17 protein-coding genes are annotated in these 17,681 nt (G+C 65.9%); 5 read left to right on the top strand and 12 right to left on the bottom strand.

Features of this window, described 5'->3' with window-relative positions; genetic code table 11:
• Positions 1 to 292: 292 nt before the first annotated feature.
• Complete coding sequence (locus tag ACQ4N9_RS20500) at positions 293 to 1,039, top strand: SDR family oxidoreductase (protein ID WP_390971156.1); 747 nt, start codon at positions 293 to 295, stop codon at positions 1,037 to 1,039.
• Here ACQ4N9_RS20500 and ACQ4N9_RS20495 read toward each other — a convergent pair.
• The 4 genes from ACQ4N9_RS20495 to ACQ4N9_RS20480 all read right to left on the bottom strand — a co-directional run bounded on the left by ACQ4N9_RS20495 (position 1,014) and on the right by ACQ4N9_RS20480 (position 6,377).
• Entirely contained in the window at positions 1,014 to 3,104 is a 2,091-nt protein-coding gene (locus ACQ4N9_RS20495; RefSeq protein WP_390971158.1) for a PAS domain-containing protein, read from the bottom strand. The genes ACQ4N9_RS20500 and ACQ4N9_RS20495 overlap by 26 nt on opposite strands.
• Positions 3,105 to 3,158: 54 nt before the next feature.
• Positions 3,159 to 4,568 carry a GntR family transcriptional regulator MpaR gene (gene mapR / locus ACQ4N9_RS20490; RefSeq protein WP_125858342.1) on the bottom strand — a complete coding sequence of 470 codons (1,410 nt, stop codon included), beginning with the start codon at positions 4,566 to 4,568 and terminating at the stop codon, positions 3,159 to 3,161.
• Positions 4,569 to 4,607: 39 nt separating this feature from the next.
• Positions 4,608 to 6,017 carry a cytochrome c oxidase accessory protein CcoG gene (gene ccoG, locus ACQ4N9_RS20485; protein ID WP_390971160.1) on the bottom strand — a complete coding sequence of 470 codons (1,410 nt, stop codon included), beginning with the start codon at positions 6,015 to 6,017 and terminating at the stop codon, positions 4,608 to 4,610.
• Between the two features lie 120 nt (positions 6,018 to 6,137).
• On the bottom strand, positions 6,138 to 6,377 hold the full coding sequence (locus ACQ4N9_RS20480; protein WP_110994600.1) for a DUF3203 family protein: 240 nt from the start codon (positions 6,375 to 6,377) through the stop codon (positions 6,138 to 6,140).
• Between the two features lie 145 nt (positions 6,378 to 6,522).
• Here ACQ4N9_RS20480 and ACQ4N9_RS20475 point away from each other — a divergent pair, with 145 nt between their 5' ends.
• Positions 6,523 to 7,038 (top strand): MgtC/SapB family protein, encoded by a 516-nt coding sequence (locus ACQ4N9_RS20475; protein WP_390971162.1) that lies wholly within the window; start codon positions 6,523 to 6,525, stop codon positions 7,036 to 7,038.
• Positions 7,039 to 7,589: 551 nt separating this feature from the next.
• On the opposite strand, the gene ACQ4N9_RS20470 is transcribed toward ACQ4N9_RS20475, so the two are convergent.
• The 4 genes from ACQ4N9_RS20470 to mrdA all read right to left on the bottom strand — a co-directional run bounded on the left by ACQ4N9_RS20470 (position 7,590) and on the right by mrdA (position 11,975).
• Positions 7,590 to 8,489, bottom strand: a complete 900-nt coding sequence (locus ACQ4N9_RS20470) for a hydroxymethylglutaryl-CoA lyase (RefSeq protein ID WP_390971164.1) — start codon at positions 8,487 to 8,489, stop codon at positions 7,590 to 7,592.
• A gap of 20 nt (positions 8,490 to 8,509) precedes the next feature.
• The gene (locus tag ACQ4N9_RS20465; protein ID WP_110994597.1) at positions 8,510 to 8,911 is read right to left on the bottom strand and encodes a MerR family transcriptional regulator; all 402 of its coding nucleotides are present in this window, start codon (positions 8,909 to 8,911) and stop codon (positions 8,510 to 8,512) included.
• A 113-nt stretch (positions 8,912 to 9,024) separates the two neighbouring features.
• Complete coding sequence (locus ACQ4N9_RS20460; RefSeq protein ID WP_390971166.1) at positions 9,025 to 9,978, bottom strand: endonuclease; 954 nt, start codon at positions 9,976 to 9,978, stop codon at positions 9,025 to 9,027.
• A gap of 104 nt (positions 9,979 to 10,082) precedes the next feature.
• The gene (gene mrdA / locus ACQ4N9_RS20455) at positions 10,083 to 11,975 is read right to left on the bottom strand and encodes a penicillin-binding protein 2 (protein ID WP_390971168.1); all 1,893 of its coding nucleotides are present in this window, start codon (positions 11,973 to 11,975) and stop codon (positions 10,083 to 10,085) included.
• Between the two features lie 711 nt (positions 11,976 to 12,686).
• Between mrdA and ACQ4N9_RS20450 the strand changes: the two genes are divergently transcribed.
• The 3 genes from ACQ4N9_RS20450 to ACQ4N9_RS20440 are packed head-to-tail and all read left to right on the top strand — an operon-like array spanning position 12,687 to position 13,947.
• A complete protein-coding gene (locus ACQ4N9_RS20450; RefSeq protein ID WP_390971170.1) occupies positions 12,687 to 13,241 on the top strand; it encodes a chalcone isomerase family protein in 555 nt (184 codons plus the stop codon).
• A 2-nt stretch (positions 13,242 to 13,243) separates the two neighbouring features.
• Positions 13,244 to 13,780, top strand: coding sequence for a DUF3833 domain-containing protein (locus ACQ4N9_RS20445; protein WP_390971172.1), 537 nt, complete (start codon positions 13,244 to 13,246; stop codon positions 13,778 to 13,780).
• Positions 13,777 to 13,947, top strand: coding sequence for a DUF2256 domain-containing protein (locus ACQ4N9_RS20440; RefSeq protein WP_258706364.1), 171 nt, complete (start codon positions 13,777 to 13,779; stop codon positions 13,945 to 13,947). The genes ACQ4N9_RS20445 and ACQ4N9_RS20440 overlap by 4 nt, the downstream gene beginning before the upstream one ends.
• Here ACQ4N9_RS20440 and ACQ4N9_RS20435 read toward each other — a convergent pair.
• The 4 genes from ACQ4N9_RS20435 to ACQ4N9_RS20420 are packed head-to-tail and all read right to left on the bottom strand — an operon-like array spanning position 13,897 to position 17,678.
• The gene (locus ACQ4N9_RS20435) at positions 13,897 to 14,385 is read right to left on the bottom strand and encodes a DUF2878 domain-containing protein (protein WP_390971174.1); all 489 of its coding nucleotides are present in this window, start codon (positions 14,383 to 14,385) and stop codon (positions 13,897 to 13,899) included. The genes ACQ4N9_RS20440 and ACQ4N9_RS20435 overlap by 51 nt on opposite strands.
• A gap of 2 nt (positions 14,386 to 14,387) precedes the next feature.
• Entirely contained in the window at positions 14,388 to 15,647 is a 1,260-nt protein-coding gene (locus ACQ4N9_RS20430; RefSeq protein ID WP_390971176.1) for a class I SAM-dependent methyltransferase, read from the bottom strand.
• A complete protein-coding gene (locus tag ACQ4N9_RS20425; RefSeq protein WP_390971178.1) occupies positions 15,622 to 16,434 on the bottom strand; it encodes a DUF1365 domain-containing protein in 813 nt (270 codons plus the stop codon). The genes ACQ4N9_RS20430 and ACQ4N9_RS20425 overlap by 26 nt, the downstream gene beginning before the upstream one ends.
• Positions 16,431 to 17,678, bottom strand: a complete 1,248-nt coding sequence (locus ACQ4N9_RS20420) for an NAD(P)/FAD-dependent oxidoreductase (RefSeq protein ID WP_390971180.1) — start codon at positions 17,676 to 17,678, stop codon at positions 16,431 to 16,433. Before ACQ4N9_RS20420 ends, ACQ4N9_RS20425 begins: the two co-directional genes overlap by 4 nt.
• Positions 17,679 to 17,681: the final 3 nt, after the last annotated feature.

Below are 17,681 nucleotides of genomic sequence, written 5' to 3'. Positions count from 1 at the left end.
GGTACCGTTGCCCGCCTTGGCGCATGTCTCAAGATGGGCGAGGCGCCAGTAGTGCCCACTTCAATACCGCGTCGTACCAACAAGGCGGACAGTGATGGCCTTGCAGGAGTAACTGGCCCGAAACAGATGTGGGAGCTGGCTTGCCAGCGATGCGCCGCGCGGGCGGCGCTCGATCTCATAGGCGCTGCAAATCCATCGCCATGCACCTGGCCGCCCCTACGCCATCACCATTGCTCCGCTCAACGCTTTTCCCCTAATCTCGTAGGCCTTTTCCAGTCATCCGGACCGATTCATGGACAAGGTCATCGTTATCACCGGCGCCAGCCGGGGCATCGGCGCCGCCACCGCGTTGCTGGCGGCGCAGCAGGGTTACCGCATTTGCATCAACTACCACGCCGACGACCAGGCCGCCGAAACAGTGCTGGCGCAAGTTCGCGAGGTAGGCGCCAGCGCCATTGCGGTGCGCGCCGATGCCAGTGTCGAGGACGAAGTGGCGCAGCTGTTCCTGCGCGTCGACCATGAACTCGGCCCGGTCACCGCACTGGTCAACAACGCCGGCACCATCGGCCAGCAGAGTCGGGTTGAGGAGATGTCCGAATTCCGCCTGCTCAAGATGATGAAAACCAACGTGGTCGGGCCGATGCTGTGCGCCAAGCACGCGCTGCTGCGCATGTCGCGCCGCCACGGCGGGCAGGGCGGGGCGATCGTCAATGTGTCGTCGGTGGCCGCGCGCCTGGGCTCGCCCAACGAATACGTCGACTACGCCGCGTCCAAGGGCGCGCTGGACACCTTCACGGTCGGCCTGGCCAAGGAAGTGGCCGGTGAGGGGGTGCGGGTCAACGGCGTGCGCCCCGGCTACATCCACACCGGTTTCCACGCCCTGAGCGGTGACCCGGACCGGGTCGCCAAGCTCGAGCCCGGCCTGCCGATGGGGCGTGGCGGTCGTCCTGAGGAAGTTGCCGAGGCGATCCTGTGGTTGCTGTCGGACAAGGCGTCCTACTCCACCGGCAGCTTCATCGACCTGGGCGGTGGGCGCTGAGCCCGCCGAGCGTGAGCAGTTCGGCCACTTTGTCGGCGATGTCGCCGAGTTCGAACGGCTTGAGCAACACCGCCGTACGCGGCGGCAGCACGCCGTCGCTGAGCGCCGCGCTTTCGTCGTAACCGGTGATGAACATAACCGGCAGATCCGCATGCCGGGCACGGCACGCCTCGGCCACCTGCCGACCGTTGAGACTTCCGGGCAGGCCGATGTCGCTGATCAGCAAGTCCGGCAAGACCCCGCGCGCCATGGCCTCGAGGGCTTGCGCGCCGTTCTCCACGCTGTGCACCTGATGGCCGAACTCTTCGAGCACTTCGCTGATCACCAGGCGCAAGGCCGTCTGGTCCTCTACCAATAGAATCTGTGCTCCCTGCTGACGAACCTGATCGGCGATCCTCACCCGCTGCTCGCCTACCAAGGGTGCTGTGAAATGCCGCGGCAGGAAAAGCTCGACCAGCGTGCCTGCACCCAAGGTCGAGTGGATCAGCAGTTGGCCACCAGACTGGCGCACGAAACCGTAAGCCATGGACAACCCGAGCCCGGTGCCCTGGCCCAGAGGCTTGGTGGTAAAGAACGGATCGATGGCGCGCTCCGCCACTTCCAGGGGCATGCCGCGACCGTTGTCGCGCACGCTCAGGCACAGGTAATCGCCAGCGGGCAGGTCGAGCAGCGCGGCACGTTCCTCGTCAACCAGCTGGTTGGCACATTGGATGTCGATCAGGCCGCCGGCGGGCAGGGCGTCGCGGGCGTTGATGCACAGGTTGAGCAGGGCGCTCTCCAGCTGCGGCGGGTCGATGAAGGTGGGCCACAGGTCATCGGCACAGTGGACACTGAGCTGAATGGCCGGGCCGACGCTACGGCGGATCAGTTCTTCCATCGTCTGCACCAGGCCACCCACCGCCGTCGCCTGGGGCAACAGGGTCTGGCGCCGCGAGAACGCCAGCAGGCGATGGACCAGCGCTGCGGCGCTGCGGGCCGAATTGCTGGCGGTGTCGAGCAGGCCGGGGATTTCATCCAGACGCGATTGTTCCAGGCGCTGGCGCACCAGCTCCTGGGCGCCGAGGATGCCGCCCAGCAGGTTGTTGAAGTCGTGGGCGATACCGCCGGTGAGCTGGCCCACTGCTTCCATTTTCTGTGCCTGGCGCAGGGCCTCCTCGGCCTTGAGCAGTTGCTGCTGTTCGGATACCCGCTCAGTGATGTTATAGGCGAACAGGTTGGCACCGATGATGTCGCCCGAGGGGGCGCGCATTGGGCTGAAACGCAGCTCGAAGTAGCTCGTCTTCGCGCCGTCAGGAAAGGCGGCGGTCTGCACGTAGGTTTCTCCGGCCAGGGCGCGTTGCCACAGGCGCAGGCTTTCGGCCAGGCTATCGGGGCGTTCGCGCATCAACTCCGCCAGGCTGTCACCCACCTGCGGCCTCCTGCCGAACAGGCGTTGAAAATCCCGCTGGGCCTGCTGGTTGATGGCCAGCCAGCGCAGGTCGGTATCAAGTACATGCACGTTGGCCACGCTGCGCTCGACCAGCCCGGCGAACAGCCCGCGTTCGGCCAGGGCCGCGCTGACCCGTTGTTCGAGCTGGTCATTGAGCTGTTGCAGGGCATCCTCGGCGCGATGGCGCATGGTCACGTCCTTGAACAGCACCGCTACCTGGCGTTTCTCGGCAGGCTCTATGCGGAAGGTGGTCACCGACAGCACATGCCCGGTGGCCACCAGTTCCTGCTCGAACTGCAACGGCTGGCCGGTGCGCAGCACCTCGCCGTAGCGGGCGACCCAGTCATCGGCTTCGTCCGGTACCAGTTCCCTCAGCGTCTGCCCGACCACGTTGGGGATGCCGGCATGGCGGGCGTAGGCAGCGTTGGCGAGGACATGCACGTAGTCGCTGAGCGGGCCGTGCGGGCCATCGAAGAACTCGATGACGCAGAAGCCTTCGTCCATGGTGTCGAACAGGAAGCGGTACAGATCGCCATCGGCGTGCGCCTGCTGCTCGAAGCGCGCCTCGAGTTCGGCGTTGCGTTGGCGCAGCGCCTGCAGCTCTCGCTGCAGGGCGGGCAGATTGCGGTCGGGCATGCAGGTGTCCAGCGTCGGGCCTGGCGCCACTGTAGCCTGCCGGCCCGCGCGCCGCTAGAACGAGCGCACGATGCGCCCGAGGGTCTCCATGGCCTGTTCGGCGCCGTCGCCCCAGGGGCTGCCGTAATTGAGGCGGATGCAGTTACCAAAGCGTCGGGTCGGCGAGAAGATCGGCCCCGGGGCAATGCTGATGCCTTGCGCCAGCGCCATGTGGAACAACTTGAGCGCGTCCATCTGCTCGGGCAGCTCCAGCCACAGGAAGTAGCCGCCGGAGGGGTGGCTGACCTGGGTCTGGGCCGGGAAGTGCCGGGCGATGGCCGCCAGCATGTTGACCTGCTGGCCTTCCAGGGCGTAACGCAACTTGCGCAGGTGGCGGTCGTAGCCGCCGTGCTGCAGGTAATCGGCGATCGCCGCCTGGGCCGGCATCGAGGCGCACAGCGAGGTCATCAGCTTGAGCCGCTCGATCTTCTGCGCGAAGCGCCCGGCGGCTACCCAGCCGATGCGGTAGCCCGGGGCCAGGCTCTTGGCGAACGAGCCGCAGTGCATCACCAGGCCCTCGGTGTCGAAGGCCTTGGCCGGCTTGGGCGCCTGCTGTGCGTAGTACAGCTCGGCGTAGACGTCGTCTTCGATCAGCGGCACCTGGTGGCGGCGCAGCAGTTCGACCAGCTCCTGCTTCTTCGCCTCGGGCATGCTCGCGCCCACCGGGTTCTGGAAGTTGGTCATGCACCACACGGCTTTCACCGGGTGCTTGTCCAGGGTTTGTGCCAGCACCGCCAGGTCCATGCCTTCGCGCGGGTGTACCGGGATTTCCACGGCCTTGAGCTTGAGGCGTTCGAGCACCTGCAGGCAGGCATAGAAAGCCGGTGCCTCGATGGCCACCAGGTCGCCCGGCTGGGTCACGGCCTGCAGGCACAGGTTGAGAGCCTCCAGCGCGCCGTTGGTGATCAGCAGCTCCTCCATCGGCAGCATCAGCCCGCCGACCATGTAGCGCAGGGCGATCTGCCGGCGCAGTTGCGGGTTGCCCGGCGACAGGTCGGTGACCACCATGCGCGGGTCCATGGCCCGGCTGGCGCTGGCCAGGGAGCGGGACAGGCGTTGCAGGGGGAACAGCGTGGGGCTGGGGAAGGCCGAGCCGAACGGCACGGTGTGCGGGTCCTTGATCGAGTCGAGGATCGAGAACACCAGGCCGCTGACGTCCACATCGGTGGACTCGGTGGCCTGCGCCTGCACCTGTGGTTCGTTGAACGGGCGCGGGGCGTGGGCATTGACGAAGTAGCCCGAGCGCGGCCGGGCGCGGATCAGGCCGCGGCGTTCCAGCAGGTAGTAGGCCTGGAATACCGTGGACGGGCTGACCCCGTGGGTCTGGCTGGCATAGCGTACCGAGGGCACCCGCTGGCCGGGGCCAAGCACCCCGGTGCGGATCAGTTCGGCAATGTCGTCGGCGAAGCGTTCATAGCGTTTCATGGTGTTCTGCACGGGCAAGGTCATGGGCAGTGTAAGGGATCAGCGGTTCATCGGCGCGACGAAGCGGCTGTGGGCGATGCTGCGCACCCCAGGCTGGTCGCTGTCCTGGAGCTCGAAGGTCAGCTCCTGCGAGCTGCTGCTCGGGCGGTCGGCCAGCAGCGCCACCGACACGGGCAGCTCGCTCATCTCGCCGGCGGCGATGCTGAACTCGGTGCGCCCGTGCAGCTCGAAACCGTCGGCGTCGACCAGGCGCAGGCGATAGTGCTGCGGCTCGCTGGTCTTGTTGATGATCTTGAGCAGGTAGATGTTCTCGATCTGGCCCAGGGCGTTCTCGCGGAACAGGCCGCGGTCCTTGATCACGTCCATCGACACCATGGGGCGCAGTTGCAAGGCCATGACCAGCGCGCCGATCATCACCACCAGCGCCGCGGCGTAACCCAGCAGGCGCGGGCGCAGCCAGTGGGTGGTGCCACCTTGCAGGTTGTGCTCGGACTTGTAGCCGATCAGGCCGCGGGCATAGCCCATCTTGTCCATGACCTCGTCACAGGCGTCGATACACGCCGCGCAGCCGATGCAGCCCATCTGCAGGCCGTCGCGGATATCGATGCCGGTGGGGCAGACCTGCACGCACAGGGTGCAGTCGATGCAGTCGCCCAGGCCCTGCTCGCCGGGGATGCTGCCTTTCTTGCGCGGGCCACGGGCTTCACCGCGGCTTGGGTCGTAGGCCACCGCCAGGGTGTCCTTGTCGAACATCACGCCCTGGAAGCGCGCATAGGGGCACATGTGCATGCACACCGCCTCGCGCAGCCAGCCGGCATTGATGTAGGTGGCGCCGGTGAAGAACAGCACCCAGAACAGCGCCACGCCGCTCAGCTGCAGGCTGAACAGCTCGGCGGCCAGGGGGCGGATCGGGGTGAAGTAGCCGACGAAGGTCAGCCCGGTGAGCAGGCCGATGGCCAGCCACAATGTGTGCTTCAGGCTGCGCCGGGCGAGCTTGTTGATACCCCAGGGCGCGGCGGCCAGCTTGATGCGCTGGTTGCGGTCGCCTTCACAGACCTTTTCGCACCACATGTACAGCCAGGTCCAGGTGCTCTGGGGGCAGCTGTAGCCACACCACACACGGCCGGCGAACACGGTGATGGCGAACAGGCCGAAGGCGCAGATGATCAGCAGCGCCGAGAGCAGGATGAAATCCTGCGGCCAGAACGTCGCGCCAAAGATGTGGAACTTGCTGTCGGCCAGGTCCCACAACACCGCTTGGCGGTCGTCCCACTGCAGCCAGGCGGTGCCGAAGAACAGCAGGAACAGTGCACCGGCAAAGGTAATCCGCAGGTTGCGGTAGAAGCCGCTGAAGCTGCGGGTGTGGATGCCGCCGTCCGGCTGGCTTTTGCTCTTTTTGACGGCGGCGGGGGCAATCTCGATGACTCGGAAGGGGATTCTGTCACTCATGGTTCATCGCTCATCAGGCCTCGATCAGGCCCGGGCACTATGGCCCCCGATCTGTTTGCAGCACAGACTCAGCTATGGCGATAAAAACCGTATCAGATTCTCCTTTGAAGCCCCGGGGCCCTAGATTACCGAGCCTGGGACGCTGGCCTTCAGATGCCTGCGGCTATCCACCGCACCTGCGACGGTGAGTGCGTCGGCCTCGGCTTCGGTGATGGGCACGCGTTCGCCGGCCAGGATGGCCACCGACATGCGCAGCTGTTCGTCGGTGACGATCTCGATCTCGGGGCCGGTGCCTTCCAGGCGGATGTGGTCGCCGATCAAGGTGCAGTGGCGGGTGGTTTCGTCGACTTCGATGGGCATGGTGGCGTCCTCCTGGGGCGGTTACAGGGTGTGACCACAGGCCGGGCGTGGATGCTGCAACTTTATGCCCGGTGGCACTCCTGGGGGAGGGGGCGGTCAGCTTCAGTAAGGGCCTTGTCGCGGGACAAGTGCAGGAGTACATCCGATGGAAACGATCCTCTCGACCATTCAGTCTGAGTTCGCCGACATTACAGACGAACAGGAGATCACCCGCATCCTCGTACGCCTGCTGATGGCGGCGCTGCTGGGCGCGGTGCTGGGCTTCGAACGCGAAAGCAAAGGCAAGGCGGCCGGGGTGCGCACGCATATGCTGGTATCCCTGGGCGCGGCGCTGTTCGTGCTGGCCCCGAGCATGGCCGGGGCCGACGAACAGGCGCTGAGCCGGGTGATCCAGGGCATTGTCGCGGGTATCGGCTTTCTCGGTGCAGGCACCATCCTCAAGGGCCACGGCCAGGACACCAGCCATGTGAAGGGCCTGACCACCGCCGCCGGGCTGTGGATGACCGCGGCCATCGGCACGGCCGCCGGCATGGGGCGCGAGGCCACGGCGCTGCTCAGCACGGTGCTGGCGCTGTTGGTGCTGGGCACGATGCCGCTGCTGGTGGACAAGGTGGAGGGCGGGAGCGAGGAGAAAAGCGAGGAGGAGGGCAGGAAGCACTGAGGGGAGCCGAAGCTCCCCTCATAAGCGTTGTTGCCTGCTCTTTTCTTATTATTGGAGACGGGCCTGTTGTTGTTTTTGTCGGCTTTTGTCTCGGTACTGCGGGGCCCCTACCCGGGGCCAAGAGCAAACGTATTTTTTTGAGCGCTGACCTGCGTTCATGCAACGTGTGTGATCCAACCGTGACTGTCGCTACCTTCAGGTAGTTTTATTGTTCTGTGTCAGGCTGCGGGGCTTTTCTGCGAAAGCTTCCCTGGAAAGCACGTCGACTCCAAAAAAATCTGCTTGCTACGCTTCTGCCGTGTTGTTCTTGTTATGTCAGAACCGTTTCATGTTGTTTTTATTAGATGTCGCTTTTTTTTGTTCTTGTTGTGCCTGAGATATAGCAGGTGCCGTGCCAACTTTTTAAAACCCTTTAAAATCAATGGCTTGAAGATTTTAGAGAAATCCTGGCACCTGAAATTTTGTCGATTTGTTTCCCTGTTACCCGATTTTTTGCTGCCGGCGGTGTGGGCGGTAACACTCCACCCACACTTATGTGACACCGGTGTGACTCAGCCCGCGCTGCGTGCCCGTGCCACCCGCGAACCGGTAGCGCGGCCCAGTACCTCACTGATACGCAGGCCTGCGGCGATCAGGCGGTCGAGGTCTATGCCGGTTTCAATGCCCAGGCCCTGCAGCAGGTACAGCACGTCTTCGCTGGCAACGTTGCCAGTGGCGCCCTTGGCGTAGGGGCAGCCACCCAGGCCTGCGACCGAGCTGTCGAACACCGCGATGCCTTCGAGCAGGCTGGCATACACGTTGGCCAGGGCCTGGCCGTAGGTGTCGTGGAAGTGCCCGGCAAGTTGTTCGCGTGGCACTTGCCTTGAAACCACCTCGAACAACCGGCGAGTGTCGCCGGCAGTGCCGCTGCCGATGGTGTCGCCCAGCGACACCTCGTAACAGCCCATCTCGTGCAGGGCACGGGCCACCGGCGCGACCTGCTCGGCGCTGATCCGCCCTTCATAAGGGCAACCCAGCACGCAGGACACGTAACCGCGCACCCGCACCCCCTGCGCTTGGGCAGCTTCGATGATTGGCTCGAAGCGCTTGAGGCTGTCGCTGATCGAGCAGTTGATGTTGCGCTGGGAGAAGGCTTCGGACGCCGCCGCAAACACCGCCACCTCCTTCACCCCCGCCGCCAAGGCATCCTCGAAACCACGCAGGTTGGGCGCCAGCGCGGCGTAGGTCACGTCGGCACGTTGCTGGATACCGGCGAACACCTCGGCGGAGCCGGCCATCTGCGGTACCCACTTGGGCGAGACGAAGCTGCCTACTTCGATGTAGGCGAGGCCAGCGTCGGTAAGGTCGTCCACCAGCCGCACCTTGTCGGCGACACTGATGGGCTGGGCTTCGTTCTGCAGGCCGTCGCGGGGGCCGACTTCGACCAGGCGGACGTTCTTGGGCAATGACATGGCGGGCTTCCTGTGGCAGGTCAACGGTTGTGGGGCTGCTGGTTCAAGGTGGCGGCCAGGGCCTGCTCGCAGCGTTCCTGGGCAGTGTCCAGCTCCAGGTGCATCTGCTGGATGTCGAGCATCTGCTGCTCCAGCTGGGCACGCCGTTCGGCGATCTTGCCGAGCATGCTGTTGAGCTGCTTGAGGTTGCCGCCCGTGGGGTCGTACAGCTCGATCAGCTCGCGGCACTCGGCCAGCGAGAAGCCGATGCGCTTGCCGCGCAGGATCAGCTTGAGGGTGACCTTGTCGCGGGCCGAGTAGATGCGCTCCAGGCCGCGGCGCTCGGGGCTGAGCAGGCCCTGCTCCTCGTAGAAGCGGATGGCGCGGGTGGTGATGTCCAGCTCGCGGGACAGGTCGGAGATGCTGTAGGTCTGGCTGGTCATGCTGATGCTCGGGGGGTGGGATCAGCGTTAACCTAAAGTGAGCTTGACGTAAACGTCAAGCTGAAACCGCTGCAGGCTCCCGGCGGTCGATGTGCCGGGAGCCCGCGCAGGTGCTACTTGCAGTTACCGGCTTTGCGGTAGCCGGCCGCCTGCGCCGCGGCTTCGGAGTCGAATGCCACCTGGTTCTTCGCCGCCACCTGCGCATAACCCGGGCAGCCGCTGGCCAGGTGGTAGACCTGGCTGTTGCGGTTGCCCAGCACGGCACCGTGCGCCGCCGTGCTGGCCGGGCTGGGCTTGGCAGGTTGCGCGGCGGCGTTCACCACCGGGGCGGCACCCGCTGGTTTGTAACCCGGTGTCCAGCTGCGCTCACCGGTCACGAACGGATTGGAATGCCCCATCACCGCCGCGATGCGACGGTCGCGTTCCTTCTCCCAGGGGGTAACCGGGTACTGCTTGTCCCACGCCATCAGCAACTGCTGTTGTTGGCGCGACATGCTCAGCTGGTAGCGATCGAACATGTAGAAGGTGGTGCGCGCCACCAGGCCTTTGACTTCGTTACGCGGTTCGGCGGCTTTCTGCTGGAAGTCGATTTTCGTCGTGCACTGGCCGTACTGCGGGGCAACGCCTGCGGCCATGCCGTAGTTGAAGTTGCTGCGGTCACCGTTCACTTCGCCCACGGCCGGGTAGAGGTTGAACAGGTCGGCCTCCATGGCGCGGAACACCGGGTCCTTGTCGACGCAGGCTTCGCGGCCGCCGTTCTGCCAGCACTGGCGCTGGTGGCCGAAGGTCCAGGCCGGGACGATGTGTTCCCACTCGGTGCGCTCGGCGCGGCTCTGCTGCTTGCGGGTTTCATAACCGCAGGAGGCCGGGTCGACGCGCCCGCCCGACTTGCCGACCCAGGTCCATTTGCAGCCACAGTACAGGTCGCCCTGGGCGCTGTTGGCCTGGTCGAGGTAGATCTTCTGCTTGGCGATGACCTTGGCTTCGGTGAAGGTTGCCGGCGGGGTGGCGAAGGCGGGGGGGATGAGGGCGAGGCACAGGGATGCTGCGTACAACAGTCTTTTCATGGAGGTAGATCGACGTCGGAAAAAGCGCCGATTATACGCAGGAAGGCATCCCTTGTAGGAGCGGTGTTGCCGGGGCGCTCCTGCACGGGGGTAAGCCTGAAGGCCTAGGTATGAGGCACAACCGCTTGCCCAGTACCGCCTGCGTACTGCGCCTTCAGGTGCCCTTGATCATCCAGCAGGTAGGCATCCATCACCTCGCGCACCACCGGCCCCGCCACCCGCCCACCGGCCTCGCCGTTCTCGATCATCACCGCCACCACCACGGCCGGGTGGTCGGCCGGGGCGAAACCGACGAACAGGGCATTGTCGCGGTGGCGTTCCAGGGTCTTGTTGCGGTTGTAGCGTTCGCCCTGCTTGATCGCCACCACCTGCGCGGTGCCGCTCTTGCCGGCGATGCGGTACTGGGCCCCGGCGGCGGCGGCGCGGGCGATGCCGCGGGCATCGTGCATGACCATTTGCATGCCCTGGTTGACCTGGTCCCAGGCGCGCTTGTCGTGCAGCACGATGTCCGGCATCGGGTTGGGGTCGATGGGGGCCTGGCCGCCGACGGTCATCGCCAGGTGCGGGCGGTGCCAGGCACCCTTGCTGGCCAGCAGGCTGGTGGCCTGGGCCAGTTGCAGCGGGGTGACCTGCATGTAGCCCTGGCCGATGCCAAGGATCAGCGTTTCGCCGGGGAACCAGGCCTGGCGGCGGGTGGCGCGTTTCCAGGCTTGCGACGGCATCAGCCCGGGGGCTTCCTCGAACATGTCCAGCGAGACCTTCTGGCCCAGGCCGAATTCGGCCATGTAGTCATGCAGCCGGTCGATGCCCAGCTTGTGCGCCAGGTCGTAGAAGTAGGTGTCGTTGGAGCGCATGATCGCGGTGTACATGTCCACCCAGCCATCGCCGCTGTGGTTCCAGTTGCGGTACTTGTGGTCGTAGTTGGGCAGTTCGTAGTAACCGGGGTCGAACACCCGGCTACCGGGGGTGATCACGCCGCTGTCGAGGCCGGCGATGGCCACTTCCGGCTTGACCGTCGAGCCGGGGGCATACAGGCCGCGCAGCACGCGGTTGAACAATGGCCGGTCGATCGAATCGCGCAGTGCCGAGTACTGCTTGGAGCTGATGCCCTTGACGAACAGGTTGGGGTCGAAGCTGGGGTTGCTGACCATCGCCAGCACGTCGCCGTTGGCCGGGTCCAGCACCACCACCGCGCCACGTCGGTCACCCAGGGCTTTTTCCGCGGCCTGCTGCAGGTGGGCGTCCAGGCTCAGCACGATGGACTTGCCCGGCACCGGGTCGTGGTGGCGCAGCACGCGCATCACCCGGCCCTGGGCGTTGGTCTCGACCTCTTCGTAACCCACCTGGCCGTGCAGTTCGTGTTCGTAGAAGCGCTCGACGCCGGTCTTGCCGATCGACTGGGTGCCCCGGTATTCGGTGCTGTCGAGGGTTTTGGCTTCCTTCTCGTTGATCCGCCCGACATAGCCCACCGAATGGGCGAAGTGCTCGGCCAGCGGGTACTCGCGGATGAACTGCGGCTCCACCTCCAGCCCCGGCAGGCGGAACTGGTTGACGGCGATCAGGGCAATCTGTTCCTCGCTCAGGCCGACCATCAGGGTGACTGGTTCGAAGGGCTTGCGGCCACGGCGCAAGTCCTTGTCGAACTGGTGGCGGTCGTCTTCGCCGAGGGACAGAACCTGTGCCAGGGCGTCGAGCACCTTGGCCGAATCACCGGCCCGCTCGCGGGTCATGGTCAGATTGAAGCTGGGTTTGTTGTCGGCCAGGACCACGCCATTGCGGTCATAGATCAGCCCGCGCTCGGGCGGGATCGGCAGCACGTGCACGCGGTTGTTTTCCGACACTGCGGTCTGCTGGTCATGCTGCACCACCTGCAGCACATAGAGGCGGCCCACCAGCACCGCCACCAGGCTGAACACCAGTAGGGCACAGGCCAGCAACCGGCGGTTGACCAGGTGCTTTTCGGTTTCGTGGTCCTTGAGGGGGATGGGTTGTGGCATGGGCAGTGGCGGGTCGGTCAGGGCGGTACGTGCGGGGCGGCGATGCTACGCGGGCGTGCGGCGGGGCTCAAGGCGGGGGCTGGCGTGCAGCGCCGGGGAGGGGCGTGGAGCCCTGCTGGCAGGGGCGCACAGCGAAGATGAAGATTCGTTCATGTCTGGGTAGGTGCATGGCGGGAGAGTGGGTGAGGGCACACAAGGTGCCTGCCAGGATATTGGGCGAAGGCCACCAGGTGCATGGCGATGGTTTTGCAGCGCCTGTGAGATCGAGCGCCGCCCGCGCGGCGCATCGCTGGCAAGCCAGCTCCCACATCTGTTTCGGGCCAGTCACTCCTGTGATTTCATCGCTGTCCGCCTTGTTGGTACGACGCGGTATTGAGGTGGGCACTACTGGCGCTTCACCCGACTTGAGACATGCACCAAGGCGTGCAGCGGTACCTTCACAGGCATGATTGGCCCGAAACAGATGTGGGAGCTGGCTTGCCAGCGATGCGCCGCGCGGGCGGCGCTCGATCTCATAGGCGCTGCAAATCTGTCGCCATGCACCTGATGGCCCACATGCGATTTCAAGACAGGCCCTTGGGCGTCACACGGCCACTAGGCCCCAAGCCTGGCTCTCACCCAAAAATCTATACAAAAGCAAGATTTCACCTGGGAATATCTATACAAAAAATATACTTGTACAGTATCCGCACACGCCCGGGTGTTCGCTAAATGGCCCCCAGCCCCGCAAGGCAAACGCTGATTACCCTGGCCATCCTCCTGGCCATGGCCCTGTCCCAGCCCGCCTGCGCAGACTGGCGCACCACCCTGCCACAGGTCCACCTGACCGGCAGCGGCGACTTCAGCTGGTTCGGCCTGCGCCTGTACAGCGCCCGCCTGTTCAGTGCCGGTTCGCCGCAAAGCTGGGATGAACCCTTCGCCCTCGAACTGCGCTACCACCGGGCACTGTCCCGCGACACCCTGGTCGACGCCAGCCTCACCGAAATGCGCCGCCTGGCCACGCAGCCGCCGAGCCCGCAAACCCTCGAGCGCTGGGCACACAGCATGCGCGCCGCGTTCGTCGACGTGCGCCCGGGCATGCGCATCACCGGGCTCTACCTGCCCGGGCAGGGCTGCCGCTTCTATGTCGATGGCCAACTGCGCGCCGAGGTCGCCGACCCGGCCTTCGCCCAGGCGTTCTTCGCCATCTGGCTGGACCCGCGAGCCCGAGACCCACAGTTGCGCCAACGCCTGCTCGGGCTGGCTGAAGAAGATCGCGGAGGCTGACCATGCGTAACCTTGTACTCGTGCTTGCCTGCCTGCTGCTCGGCAGTTGCGGCAATGTCGGCGTCGAACATTACCGCGGGCAGCAACCGGGCCTGGACCTGGCGGCGTTCTTTGCCAAACCGGTAGAAGCCTGGGGCATGTTCCAGAAACGCAACGGCGAAGTGGTCAAGCGCTTCCACGTGCGCATCGACAGCCGCCGTGAAGGCGAGCGGCTGATCCTCGACGAGCACTTTGTCTACAGCGACGGCACCCGCCAGCAGCGCACCTGGACGCTCACTCCCGAAGGCCCCGGGCGCTGGCGCGGACGGGCAGGGGACGTGATCGGCGAGGCCCGTGGCGAGGTAGCGGGCAATGCGCTGCGCTGGCAATACCGCCTGGATCTGCCGGTGGATGGCAGCCACTGGCAGGTGGACCTGGACGACTGGATGTACCTGATGGATGAAGACACCCTGATCAACCGCTCGAGCATGCGCAAGTTCGGCGTGGAGATCGGGCAGATCACCTTGTTCTTCCGGCGTTTGCCCCAGGCCGGCGGATGAACAAAAGCCTGTTGCCGAGCAAAGTCTGCGCGGCCTGCGGCCGGCCGTTCACCTGGCGCAAGCGCTGGGCGCGTTGTTGGCAGCAGGTGCGCTACTGCTCCGAGCGCTGCCGTCGCTCAGCGCCACGCGGCCAGGCGCAAGGCCAGCGGCAAGGCGAGCGCCCATAGTGGCGCCAGCACCAGGGCCGTAGCGAGTGAGCCCAGCGGCAGGCCGACGCCCGCAAGCTGCGCACCGGCCAGATAGGCCGGCGGGCCGCCCAGCAAACCCAGCAGCACCCCGCGCCAGGCCGGTCGCGCGGCCCAGGCCAGGCTGTGGCGCAAGCCGCTGGCCAGCACCAGCCACAGCAAGGCCAGCCAGCCGGGTAGCGGCCATTGCGTAAAGCTGAAGAGCCCCAGTGCGCCCAGCAGGCTGTCGAGCAGGCAACCGGCAAGCGTCACGCGCAACAGCGCCCGTGCCTCGCCCACGCGGTCGTGGCAATAGCGCAGGTGCAGCGCCAGCCCGGCAGGCACCAGCAGCAACAGCCAGGGCCGCGTTGCACCGAACACGCAAGCCCACCAGCCAACCTGCAGCCACAGCGCATTGCCCAGCAGCCAGGCGCGGGGCATGCTCAGGCGCCCGGCAGCGGTGCCCGGCGTGCCTGGGGTGTGGCCCAGAGCAATTGCGCCACACCGATGACCCGCTCCTCGAAGCCGCCCTGGCAGTAGCACAAGTAGAACTCCCACAGCCGCTGGAAAGTGTCGTCGTAACCCATTTCGCTGAGCGCCGCGCGCGCCTGGCGCAGGTTGTCGCGCCAGTGGCGCAGGGTGCGTGCATAGTCCTGGCCGAAGTCCTCCATGTGCAGCAGGTTCAACGCGGTCTGCCGGCTGGCGGTGTCGAGCAGCACGCTGAGCGAGGGCAAGGCGCCGCCGGGGAAGATGTAACGCTGGATGAAGTCCACCGAACGGCGCGCCTGGGCGTAGCGCTGGTCGCGGATGGTGATGGCCTGCAGCAGCATCAGGCCGTCGTCCTTGAGCAGCGCGGCGCACTGGCGGAAATAGGCTGGCAGGTAGCGGTGGCCCACGGCCTCGATCATCTCGATCGACACCAGCTTGTCGAAGCGCCCGCGCAGGTCTCGGTAGTCCTCGCACAGCACGCTGATGCGCCGCTCCAGGCCCAGCGCCTTGACCCGCTGCAGGGTATGGCTGTACTGCGCCTGCGACAGCGTGGTGGTGGTGACCCGGCAACCATGGCGGGTGGCGGCGTGGATGGCCAGGCTGCCCCAGCCCGTGCCGATCTCCAGCAAGTGGTCGTGGGGCTTGAGCTCGAGCTTCTGGCAGATGCGTTCGAGCTTGTTCAACTGCGCCTGTTCCAGGCTTTGCTCGGCGCTGTCGAACTGCGCCGCGGAATACATCATGGTCGGGTCGAGCAAGCGTTCGAACAGGGCATTGCCCAGGTCGTAATGGGCCAGGATATTGCGCCGCGCGCCGCGCCGGCTGTTGCGGTTCAGACTGTGCAGCAGGCGCAGGGCCGGGCGGCCGAAGCGCGCCAGTCCGCGTTCCATGGCATCGAGTACGTCGAGGTTGGCGACGAACAGACGGGTCACTGCCGCCAGGTCAGGGCTGCGCCAGTAACCGTGGATATAGGCTTCGCCGGCGCCAATCGAGCCATTGCCGGCAACCATGCCCCAGGCGGCCTCGTCCAGGATCTCGACTTCGGCGTACAGCGCGCTGCCGGTTTCGCCGAAGGTCCATTGCTGGTCATTGCCGATCAGCCGCAACTGGCCGCGGCTGATCCGGCGTAGCTGGGCCAGCACCGCGCTCCTGACCAGGCCACCGAGCAGCGGTGTCAGGCCCGCCGATTTGCTAACGCTCAACGTGGGTTCGGGCATGTTTGGGCTCCTCGCAGGTGGTCTGGCCAAGGCGCAGGTTGCCCTGGCTTGCGCGGTGATCGTGGATGGGCGTGCGCTTGAACAGCAGGCGCAGGGCTTGCCAGTAGATGGCCGACAGCGTGCGCAGGCTCATCCACGGGAAGGCCAGCAGGTGCTGGTGCAAGGTGCTGCGGTTCAGCACCCGGCGCTCCAGGGCCAGGTCGGCGGCAAACACCGGCTGGCCTTCGCGGCTGTTTTCCATGTGGATGCGCAGCCGCTGGGCATCAAGGAAAAAGCGCAGGCGGTACTCCATGTCCAGCGGCATGAACGGCGACACATGGAAGGCCTTGGCCACGCAGAACTGCCTGGGCTGGCCTGGCTGCACCGGCAGCACGTAGTGGAAGCGTTCGCGCCAAGGGGTGTTGCGCACCTCCAGCAGGATCGCCGCGAGCTGGCCCTCGCGGTCATGGCAGAAGTAGAAACTCACCGGGTTGAACGACAACCCCCAGCAGCGTGGCTGGGTGAGCAGGTGCACGGCGCCCTCGGGTGCCTGCCCGGTAGCCTGGCCGACCAGCTGGCGGGCGGCCTGGGCCAGCGGCATGCCGCTGCGGGTGAGGGCCGGCAGGTAGTCGCTTTCACGCCAGCAAAGCGGGGCCAGGCGCGAGTGCCCGAGCCAGCGCGACAGGCCGAGCAGCCAGGGCTGTTCGGCCAGGTCCAGGTAGAGCATGCCGATGCGGTAGCGAAAGGCATGCGGGCGCGGGGTCAGGCGCCGGTGGCTGACCCAGCCGCGGCACAGGCTGCTGTTCACAGGCGCTCTCCAAAATGTTCGGCCACTTGCAGCGCGCTGACCACGCCGTCCTCGTGAAAGCCGTTGGCCCAGTAGGCACCGCAGTAATAGCTGTGCTGGCGCCCCTGCAACTCGCCTTGGCGGGCTTGGGCGGCCAGCGCCGCCAGGCTGTATTGCGGGTGGGCGTACTGGAAGCGGGCGAGGATCTGCGCCGGGTCCACCAGGGCGGTCTGGTTCAGGCTTACGCAGAACGTCACCGGTGCCTCGATGCCCTGCAGGATGTTCATGTCGTAGGTCAGCGCGGCGGGGGCCTGTTCGCTGCCACCCAGGCGGTAGTTCCAGCTGGCCCAGGTCTTGCGCCGCCTTGGCAGCAGGCGGGTGTCGGTGTGCAGCAGCACATCGTTGCTGGCGTAGCGGATGGCGCCGAGCACCGCGCGTTCCTCGGCGCTGGGGGCCTCCAGCAGCGCCAGGGCCTGGTCGCTGTGGCAGGCGAACACCACGCTGTCGAACCGTTCGCTGCCGGCCGTGCTGTTCAGCGTTACGCCGCTCTCGTCACGGCAGACCCGGCTGACCGCGCAGTTCAGGCGAATGCGCTCTGCGAACGGCCGGCACAGCGGCGCCAGGTAACTGCGCGAACCGCCTTCGACCACCCGCCATTGCGGGCGGTGGCTGACCGACAGCAAGCCGTGGTTGCGGCAAAAGCGCACGAAGAACTGCAGTGGGAAGCCCAGCATGTCGCTGCGTGACATCGACCAGATCGCCGACCCCATGGGCACGATGTAGTGGTCGATGAAACGCTGGCCGTAGCGCTGCGTGCGCAGGTAGTCGCCAAGGGTGGTGGTGGCTTCGATGCGCTGGTTGTCCAGGTCGGCGAGGGCCTGGCGGTTGAAGCGCAAAATGTCCCGCAGCATGCCCCAGAAGCCCGGTGACAGCAGGTTGCGACGTTGAGCGAAAAGGCTGTCGAGGGTGTGGCCGTTGTACTCGCAGCCGGTCACTGGGTCGTGCACTGAAAAGCTCATCTGCGTGGGCCGTGAGGCCACCCCCAGATAGCCCAGCAGGCGGATGAAGCTGGGGTAGGTCCAGTCGTTGAACACGATGAACCCGGTGTCCACGGCATAGTGCTGGCCGCGCCACTGCACATCGACGGTGTGGGTGTGGCCACCGATCCAGTCGGCGGCCTCGAACACCGTGACTTGGTGCCGGCGCGACAGCAGGTGGGCGCAGGTCAGGCCGGCGATGCCGCTGCCGATGATGGCGATCCGCATGGT

This window comes from Pseudomonas sp. ES1, assembly GCF_050586605.1.
GTDB classification, from domain to species: Bacteria; Pseudomonadota; Gammaproteobacteria; order Pseudomonadales; family Pseudomonadaceae; genus Aquipseudomonas; species Aquipseudomonas sichuanensis.
This window is presented reverse-complemented; position numbering and strand designations above follow the sequence as displayed.